This window comes from Falsiroseomonas oryziterrae, from assembly GCF_021864505.1.
In the GTDB taxonomy this organism is placed as follows: Bacteria; Pseudomonadota; Alphaproteobacteria; order Acetobacterales; family Acetobacteraceae; genus Falsiroseomonas; species Falsiroseomonas oryziterrae.
Genome location: NZ_JAKJIB010000187.1, coordinates 1 through 7,619 on the forward strand (window position 1 = coordinate 1; position 7,619 = coordinate 7,619).

9 protein-coding genes and 1 tRNA gene are annotated in these 7,619 nt (G+C 73.0%); 7 read left to right on the forward strand and 3 right to left on the reverse strand.

Going from position 1 to position 7,619, the window contains the following annotated elements; all coding sequences use genetic code 11:
- Positions 1 to 209: 209 nt before the first annotated feature.
- Together phnD and phnC are read right to left on the reverse strand one after the other, a co-directional pair.
- Complete coding sequence (gene phnD, locus L2I40_RS14735; protein ID WP_237215882.1) at positions 210 to 1,178, reverse strand: phosphate/phosphite/phosphonate ABC transporter substrate-binding protein; 969 nt, start codon at positions 1,176 to 1,178, stop codon at positions 210 to 212.
- 57 nt (positions 1,179 to 1,235) lie between these two features.
- The gene (gene phnC, locus L2I40_RS14740) at positions 1,236 to 2,060 is read right to left on the reverse strand and encodes a phosphonate ABC transporter ATP-binding protein (protein WP_237215883.1); all 825 of its coding nucleotides are present in this window, start codon (positions 2,058 to 2,060) and stop codon (positions 1,236 to 1,238) included.
- A 162-nt stretch (positions 2,061 to 2,222) separates the two neighbouring features.
- Between phnC and L2I40_RS14745 the strand changes: the two genes are divergently transcribed.
- The 7 genes from L2I40_RS14745 to L2I40_RS14775 all read left to right on the forward strand — a co-directional run bounded on the left by L2I40_RS14745 (position 2,223) and on the right by L2I40_RS14775 (position 6,085).
- Positions 2,223 to 2,561 (forward strand): NIPSNAP family protein, encoded by a 339-nt coding sequence (locus L2I40_RS14745; RefSeq protein WP_237215885.1) that lies wholly within the window; start codon positions 2,223 to 2,225, stop codon positions 2,559 to 2,561.
- A 67-nt stretch (positions 2,562 to 2,628) separates the two neighbouring features.
- Positions 2,629 to 3,585 (forward strand): metal ABC transporter solute-binding protein, Zn/Mn family, encoded by a 957-nt coding sequence (locus tag L2I40_RS14750; protein WP_237215896.1) that lies wholly within the window; start codon positions 2,629 to 2,631, stop codon positions 3,583 to 3,585.
- 63 nt (positions 3,586 to 3,648) lie between these two features.
- A complete protein-coding gene (locus L2I40_RS14755; RefSeq protein WP_237215898.1) occupies positions 3,649 to 4,350 on the forward strand; it encodes an endonuclease V in 702 nt (233 codons plus the stop codon).
- 9 nt (positions 4,351 to 4,359) lie between these two features.
- Positions 4,360 to 4,722: a DUF423 domain-containing protein gene (locus L2I40_RS14760; protein WP_237215900.1), complete on the forward strand. Its 363-nt coding sequence runs from the start codon at positions 4,360 to 4,362 to the stop codon at positions 4,720 to 4,722.
- On the forward strand, positions 4,719 to 5,633 hold the full coding sequence (locus L2I40_RS14765) for an SAM-dependent methyltransferase (RefSeq protein WP_237215902.1): 915 nt from the start codon (positions 4,719 to 4,721) through the stop codon (positions 5,631 to 5,633). Before L2I40_RS14760 ends, L2I40_RS14765 begins: the two co-directional genes overlap by 4 nt.
- Positions 5,613 to 5,695 (forward strand) — tRNA-Leu (locus tag L2I40_RS14770). The genes L2I40_RS14765 and L2I40_RS14770 overlap by 21 nt, the downstream gene beginning before the upstream one ends.
- 78 nt (positions 5,696 to 5,773) lie before the next feature.
- Positions 5,774 to 6,085, forward strand: coding sequence for a hypothetical protein (locus tag L2I40_RS14775; RefSeq protein ID WP_237215904.1), 312 nt, complete (start codon positions 5,774 to 5,776; stop codon positions 6,083 to 6,085).
- Positions 6,086 to 6,245: 160 nt separating this feature from the next.
- Here the strand turns inward: L2I40_RS14775 and L2I40_RS14780 are convergent.
- A partial coding sequence (locus L2I40_RS14780; RefSeq protein WP_272910969.1) for an aldehyde dehydrogenase family protein occupies positions 6,246 to 7,619 on the reverse strand: 1,374 nt, incomplete at its 5' end.

The window sequence follows — 7,619 nt, forward strand, 5'->3', positions numbered from 1 at the left end:
ATCTGCGCGCGCGCGGCTGGCGCGAGGACGAGCGCGAGGGAGGCCGACAGGACCGCGCGACGGGCGAGCGTCATCGCGCGCGTCGGGCCGGGGCCGGCGGCGCGGCTGCGCACAGGGTGGCAAGGGCGCGACGGGGGATCATGCGGGGGCTCCAGGGGGGGCGGATGCGCGGCGCTTATGCCACGGCGCGCAGCCGCCCCCCAACCGGTTCAGCTCCGCTGGCGGCGGGCCGCGGCCTCGGCGCGGACCATGTCGATGATGGGCTGGTAGACGTCGTGGCGGCCCGGCGCGTAGCCGGCGACGACGCCGCGCTCGATCTGGCGGAAGATCTCGGGCTCGGCCGAGGGCAGCGCCATGTGGAAGGCGCGCATGTCGTCGCGGAAGGCCTGGGGCAGGTCGAGGCGGATGCCCATCGGGCCGTTCGGGATCGGGCGCGAGCGCCAGATGATGCGGATGTCCCGCATGTTGAGCATGTTCTTGTCGACCATCGCGCGCAGGTTGCCGCGGGTGAAGCCCTGGCTTTCCTCGCCGATGCCCGAGGCCCAGGTCACGCCGCCGTCGAACTGGCGGTTCAGCACCGCGACCACGCCCTGCTCGTGCCCGCCGGCGAAGCCGGTCCGGCCGAAGAACTGGTCCACGTTGATGCCGGCCTCGCGCAGCTCGGAGCGCGGGACGAGGAAGCCGGAGGTGGAGTTCGGGTCGGCCCAGGCGAGGCTGCGGCCGCGCATCTGCTCGAGGCTGGTGATGCCGGAATCGGCGCGCACGTACATGACGGCGACGTAGGAGATGGAGCCGTCGGCTTCCTGCGTGATCACGATCGGCTCGATGTTGCCGTTGGTGTCGAGCCAGATGCGGGCGTAACCCACCGGGCCGAGGCCGGCGATCTCGAGCTGGCGGGCGGCGAAGCCCTGCAGGACGCCGGCGTAGTCGCCGGCGGGGAAGATGCGGGTCGGCACCTGGAAGTGCCGCTCGATCAGGGCGCGATAGGCGCCGAAGCGGGCGAGGCGATCGCCCTCGTTCTCACCGCCGAGCAGGCCGACGCGGATCTCGCGCACCTCGTTCGCCCAGGCGCGGCGGCCGGCTTGCGGCATCGGATGCGATTGGGGGGCGGTCTGCGCCAGCGCCGGGGCGAAGGGCGCGGCCGCGAGCAGGGCGGCAAGGTGCCGTCGGGTCAGCATGGGTCGGTCTCTCCGGTCGTGGGGAATGCAGCGTCCGACCGGGCCGACCCTGGCGATTCAGGCCGGCACGGCCGCCGCGCCCACGCGCGCCGGCGCGGGGGTCGCAGACGGATCGGCGGTCTCCTCGAACTCGTCCTCGGAGACGCCGTAGATCTCCTGCACGCGCGCCGGCGTCAGCTGCTCGGGCGGTCCGTCGAACATGACGCGGCCGGCCTGCATCGCGACGATGCGGTCGCAATAGTGCCGGGCGGTGTTCAGGTGGTGCAGGTTGGTGAGCACGGTGATGCCGTCCTCGCGGTTCACCTGGCGCAGCGCGTCCATCACCGTCTTGGCGTTGCGCGGGTCGAGCGAGGCGATCGGCTCGTCGGCGAGGATCAGCTTCGGCTCCTGCAGCAGCGCGCGGCAGATCGCGACGCGCTGCTGCTGGCCGCCGGAGAGCGTGTCGGCGCGCTGCAGCGCGACGTCGGCCAGGTCGAAGCGGTCCAGCACGCGGATCGCCATCGCGCGTTCCTCGGCGGTGAACATCTTCAGCAGGCTGGTCAGCGTGGCGAAGGCGCCGGTGCGGTGGTTCAGGCGGCCGACCAGCACGTTGGTCAGCACGTCGAGCCGTTGCACGAGGTTGAACTGCTGGAAGATCATCGCGCAGTCGGTGCGCCAGCGGCGGAGCGCCGCGCCCTTCAGCGTGGTGACGTCGGTGCCGTCGTGCAGGATGCGGCCCTCCGACGGCTCGGTCAGGCGGTTGACCATGCGCAGCAGCGTGGACTTCCCGGCGCCGGAGCGGCCGATGATCCCCACCATCTGGCCGTCGGGGATGACGAGGCGGACATCGTCCACCGCCGTCACCGCGCCGAACCGCCGCGTCAGGCCCTGTAGCTCGAGCATTCCCGTGTCCTTCGGTGTTCGCGCCTCTAGCGGCGCGGGGTGACATGCGGATGACGGAGTCGTTGCCTGCCCATGTCTTCTGCCTGGGACAGGAATGGCAACGCCTTTCGCGCCGTCCCGGTCGGCGCGATGCTGGCTTCCTCGTGCATAATGGAGGATCCAATGATCGCCGACCTCAGGATCTACACCACGCTCCCGACCCAGACGGCCGAGTTCGTCGCGCTCTACGAGAGCAAGGCCTGGCCGCTGCAGCTGAAGTACCTGGAGAACTGCCTCGGCTGGTACGTGACGGTGGAGGGCGCGCTGAACAGCGTCGTGCATCTCTGGGGCTATGCCGACCAGGCGGACCGGGAGCGGCGGCGCAACGCGATGGCGGCCGACCCGGCCTGGGGCGACTATCTGAAGGAAGCCGGGGAGCGCGGCCTGCTGGTGAAGATGGAGAACCGGATCGTGCGGCCGACCGCCTTCTTCGAGGCGTTCAGGGCGGCACGCGGGGGCTGACGGCCGGCCGGCTTGCGCGCGGCCATCTCAGCGATTACGTTATAGTATAACGTAACGTGAGGATCCCATGCGCCGCCGGACGCTGCTGAGCGCGCTTGCCCTGCCCCTGCTGCCGCGGATCGCGTCCGGGCGGGACCGCCCGGCGGTCGTCGCCTCCTTCTCCATCCTCGGCGACATGGTGACGCAGATCGCCGGCGACCGGGTGCGGCTGCGCACCATCGCCGGGCCGAACGTGGATGCGCACCACTTCCAGCCCCGGCCGGGCGATGCCGAGGCGCTGCGCGGCGCCGCGCTGGTGGTGCGCAACGGGCTGGGCTTCGACAACTGGATGGATCGCATGATGCGGGCCGCGAACCATCGCGGGCCGGTGGTGACTGCGACAGAGGGCGTCACGCCGCGCCGCATGCCGGCGCATTCGCATGGCCACAGCCATGGTCACAGCCACGGCGGTGGCGGTGGTGGTGGCGGCGGCGGCGGGCAGCGCATGGTCCCGGACCCGCATGCCTGGCAGGACCCGCGGCTCGGCGCGCTCTACGCCCGCAACATCGCCCGCGGGCTGGCGGGCGCCGACCCGGCGAACGCCGCGGCCCACCAGGCGGCGGGCGAGGCCTATGCGGCCCGGCTCGAGGCGATCGACGGCTGGATACGCCAGCAGGTCGCCGGCGTGCCGGAGGCGCGGCGCCGGGTCGTCATCAGCCACGACGCCTTCGGCTATTTCGGGGCCGCCTACGGCATCCGCTTCCTCTCGCCGCAGGGCGTCTCGACCGAGGCCGAGCCCTCCGCCCAGCAGGTCGGGCAGCTGATCCGGCAGATCCGCGCCGAGGGCATCACCGCCGTCTTCATGGAGAACATGGCCAATCCCGCCTCTCTCGAGAGGCTGGCGCGCGAAGCGGGGGTGCGGGTGCGCGGCCGGCTCTATTCCGACGCGCTGAGCGAGCCCTCCGGCCCGGTGCCGACCTATGAGGCGATGTTCCGGCACAATGTCGGGCTGATGGTGCCGGCAATGCGGGGCGACGCGGCCTGAGGATCACGAGGTCCTGTTCCGGCCGGGGTGGACCCGGCCGGCAGGCGGCGGCGAGGATGCGGCATGGTCCGGCTTCCTGGCGGCCTGCCCTTCCCGGAGACCGCCGCCGAGGCGCGGCGGCTGATCCCGGACCTTGCCGCGCGCGTCGAGACCGCTGACCGGATCGGCGAGGTCGGGATCATCGGCGGGGCCGACGCGTCCTCCACGCGCTTCGATCCCGAACGCGCGGTGCATGCCGCGATGGTCTCCCTCGACGCCCGGTCGCTGCAGGTGATCGGCCAGGCCGGCGCGGCGACGGTGGGCGGGCTGCCCTATGTGCCGGGGCTGCTCGGCTTCCGCGAGGTGCCGGCGCTGGCCGAGGCCTGGGTGCGGCTCGTGCCGAAGCCGGACCTGATCCTCATGGACGGGCACGGCATCGCCCATCCGAAGGGCTTCGGCATCGCCTGCCTGCTGGGGCTGGTGCTGGACGTGCCGACGATCGGCGTCGCCAAGTCCATCCTCGTGGGCGAGGTGGAGGGCGAGTTGCCGGACGTGCCGGGCGCCTTCGCGCCGCTCGCCTGGAAGGGGCGGCGCATCGGCACGGCGCTGCGCACGCGGCGCGGCGCCAAGCCGCTCTACATCTCGACCGGGCACCGTGTCTCGCTCGAGGGCGCGCTGGCCTGGGTTGAGCGGTCGTTGCGCGGGCGTCGGCTGCCGGAACCGACGCGGGCGGCGCATGACGCCGCCGGCGCGCTGCGGCTTTCCGCGATGGGCGCGCTGCTGTAACCCGCGCGCATGTCACGTGTGTGGATCGCGCTCGGCGCAGTGTTCGGCCTCGTCGCCGTCGCGATGGCCGCCTATGCGTCGCACGGCCTGCCGCCGGAGCGCGCCTCGCTCGCCACCACCGGCGCCTCGATCGGGGCGTGGCATGCGCTGGCGCTGATCGGCGCGGGGCTGCTCGCGGAACGGCGGCGCGGGCGGATGGTGCATGTGGCGGCGGCGCTGTTCGCGGCGGGGACGGTGATGTTCTGCGGCGGCGTCTTCCTGCGCGCGTTGTCGGATGTCTCGATCGGGATGGTGACGCCGGCGGGCGGGATGACGCTGCTGGTCGGCTGGGGCGTGCTGGCGGTGGCGGCGATGCTCGCGCCGCAACGATGATTGCCGCGGCGTATCTCGCCGCCGAGGGATTCGAGGCGGAGCTGGCGGAGGAGTTGCGCCGCGCCGGGCGACGCGTGAGCGCGTGGCACGGGCGGCTTGCGCTATCGCCCGATCCGGCCACGCGCAGCGCCTGGGCGCTCGATGTCTGGACCGACCCGCGCGAGATCGCCGCGCCATCGGTGAAGGCGGCGGCAGATGCGCTGCGCGCGATGCAGCGCAACTGGTCGGCCTATACGGCATCGCATCACCGCCGCGCGGCGCTGATCACGGAGCGCCTGCCGCCGGTGAAGGCGCGCCCGCTGGCCTTCCCGGAGGCGGCGCCGTCCTCGCATCTCGGCGCCTGGACGCTGCTGGCGCCGGACCGGTTGCTGGCCTCGCCCACCAAGACGAGCCCCTTCGTGAATGGCGAGGTCGCCTTCGTCGAGGACAAGGAGGGCCCGCCGTCGCGCGCCTATCTCAAGCTGTGGGAGGCGCTGACGCGGCTCGGGCGGCATCCGGGGCCGGGCGAGCGGTGCCTCGATCTCGGCGCCTCGCCGGGCGGCTGGACCTGGGCGCTGGCGCGGCTGGGTGCGCGGGTGGAGGCGGTGGACAAGGCGCCGCTGGATCCGCGCGTGGCGGCGATGCCCGGCGTGACGGTGCGGCAGGAAAGCGCCTTCGGGCTGGATCCGGCGAAGGAGCCGCCGGTGGAGTGGCTGTTCAGCGACGTGATCTGCTATCCGGCGCGGCTGCTGGCGCTGGTGCGGCGCTGGATCGCGGCGGGGGCGGCGCGCAACATCGTGTGCACGGTGAAGTTCCAGGGTGCGACGGACCACGAGGTCGCCGCGGAATTCGCCGGCATCGAGGGCGCCGTGCTATTCCACGGCGCGCACAACAAGCACGAGTTGATGTTCGCCCGCCTGGCGGAACGGTAGACGCAGCGGACTTAAAATCCGCAATCCGCAAGGATGTGGGGGTTCGAGTCCCCCGGCGGGCATCCTGCCGCATCAGGCCGGCGCATGGCGCTTCTCCCCGCATCGTGCCAGTCTGGGCCGCCTATCGCGAGGACGTGCCGATGCGCTGGCGCATGATGCTACTGGGTGCCGCGGTTGCCCTGACCCCGGGCGTCATACCGGCGCCGGCGGTCGCTGTCGTCTATTGCACCTATGTCGGCGTACCGGCGGGTTGCGTCGCGCGGCCCGGCGTGGCGCTGCGTGCGGCGCCGGGGGCGGGCGCACCGGGCGTCGGCGTGGCCCCGGGCGTTGGTGTCGGTGCGCCTGGCGTCGGCGTGACGCCTGGGCGTGGCGCGGGGGCGCCGGGTGTGGGCGTGACGCCGGACACGCCCTGGAACCACGGTGGCCCGGTCGATCGCGCGGGACGCCGCTAGCTCTCTCCGTCGCATCGGCTTGGGCTGCGGCACACGCCGCCGGTGCCCAATGCATCGAGCGAGTGGCGGTCTGTCTCCCTTCGGGTGACGCTGTGCAGGCTCATGGGGACGTCGGGCCGTGGTGCCTTGCACCCAGCAGCCGACGGCCACATCGCCATGGTCATCGCTTCTTCAGCAACTGCGCGGTGAGTTTCTCCGCGATCGGCTTGCGCGGTAGGTCGAAGAAGCGCGAGAGGCTCCAGCGGCCGTGGCGCACGCGCGACCGCATGTCGGAGAATTCGAAGAAGCCGGCGCGGCCGTGATAGCGGCCGAGGCCCGACGCCCCGACGCCGCCAAAGCCTAGCGCGGGGAAGGCCGCGTATTCGACGGCGCGGCCCGTCACCAGCGCGCCGGAGCGCGTCGCGCCGGCGATGCGATCCTCCTCCACGCGCGTCGCGCCGAAGAGGTAGATCGCGAGCGGCGGCGAGCGGTCCTTGATCCAGGCGATCGCGGCGTCGAGGTCGGCGACCGGCTGCAGCGCGAGGACGGGGCCGAAGATCTCCTCCCGCAGCAGGGCGGCGCCCGGCGGCGCCTCGGCCAGCGCGATGGCGCGGCGGCGGCTGTCATCGGCGCCGAGCGGGGTGAGGCGGGCATCCGCGACCAGCGCGTCGAGCCGCGCAGCCTGCGCGTCAGACGCGATGGCGCCTTCGGGCAATGCGATGCCCGTGGCGCGGCAGGCTTCCGCGAAGGCGGCGGGCGTATGGCCGACGAGCAGGACCGTGTCGGGCGCGATGCAGGTCTGGCCGGCATTGATCGCCTTGCCGGCGAGAATGTTCCGCGCGGCGTCCGCCAGATCCGCGCCGGGCAGCACGATGGCGGGGCATTTCCCGCCGAGCTCGAGCGTGACGGGGACGAGGTTGTGCGCGGCGGCCTCGGCCACCTTGCGGCCGGTGGCGGTGCCGCCGGTGAAGAAGAGATGGTCCCAGGGCTGCGCGGCGAAGTCCGCGGCGACCTCGCGCCCGCCCAGCACGCCGCGCGCGACATCGGGGCCGAGCGCGGCCTCCAGCACCTCCACCACGATCTCCGCGGTGCGCGGGACGAATTCGGAGGGCTTCACGCAGACGCGGTTGCCGGCGGCGATCGCATCCACCACGGGCCAGAGGGCGAGCTGCACCGGGTAGTTCCAGGGACCGATGATGCCGACCACGCCCTTCGGCACCGGCTCCTCCGCCGCCGTGGTCGGCCAGAAGGGATAGGGGACATAGGCGCGCCGAGGCTTCGCCCAGCCGCGCAGCTTCGCGCGCGAGTATTTCGCGGCATCGGCGACGATCAGCACGTCGGCGAGCAGCGTGTCGTAGCGCGAGCGCCCGCCGTAATCGGCATCGAGCGCACGTGCGAAATCCTCGGCACGGTCCAGCACCGTCGCGGCCAGGCGCGCGAGCAGGTCGCGGCGGCGGTCGAGCCCGAGCCGGCCGTCGCGCGCCTCGGCGGCGCGCAGCGCGGCCAGCGCTTCCGATGGCGTCATGCGGGGTCCTTGGGCAGCGGCGCGTGCAGC

Coding starts and splice junctions, on each gene's coding strand:
- L2I40_RS14750 (WP_237215896.1), top strand. CDS start 2,629: ATGCGCCGCCGGACGCTGCTGAGCGCGCTTGCCCTGCCCCTGCTGCCG.
- L2I40_RS14760 (WP_237215900.1), top strand. CDS start 4,360: ATGTCACGTGTGTGGATCGCGCTCGGCGCAGTGTTCGGCCTCGTCGCC.
- L2I40_RS14745 (WP_237215885.1), top strand. CDS start 2,223: ATGATCGCCGACCTCAGGATCTACACCACGCTCCCGACCCAGACGGCC.
- L2I40_RS14755 (WP_237215898.1), top strand. CDS start 3,649: ATGGTCCGGCTTCCTGGCGGCCTGCCCTTCCCGGAGACCGCCGCCGAG.
- phnC (WP_237215883.1), bottom strand. CDS start 2,060: ATGCTCGAGCTACAGGGCCTGACGCGGCGGTTCGGCGCGGTGACGGCG.
- L2I40_RS14765 (WP_237215902.1), top strand. CDS start 4,719: ATGATTGCCGCGGCGTATCTCGCCGCCGAGGGATTCGAGGCGGAGCTG.
- L2I40_RS14775 (WP_237215904.1), top strand. CDS start 5,774: ATGCGCTGGCGCATGATGCTACTGGGTGCCGCGGTTGCCCTGACCCCG.
- phnD (WP_237215882.1), bottom strand. CDS start 1,178: ATGCTGACCCGACGGCACCTTGCCGCCCTGCTCGCGGCCGCGCCCTTC.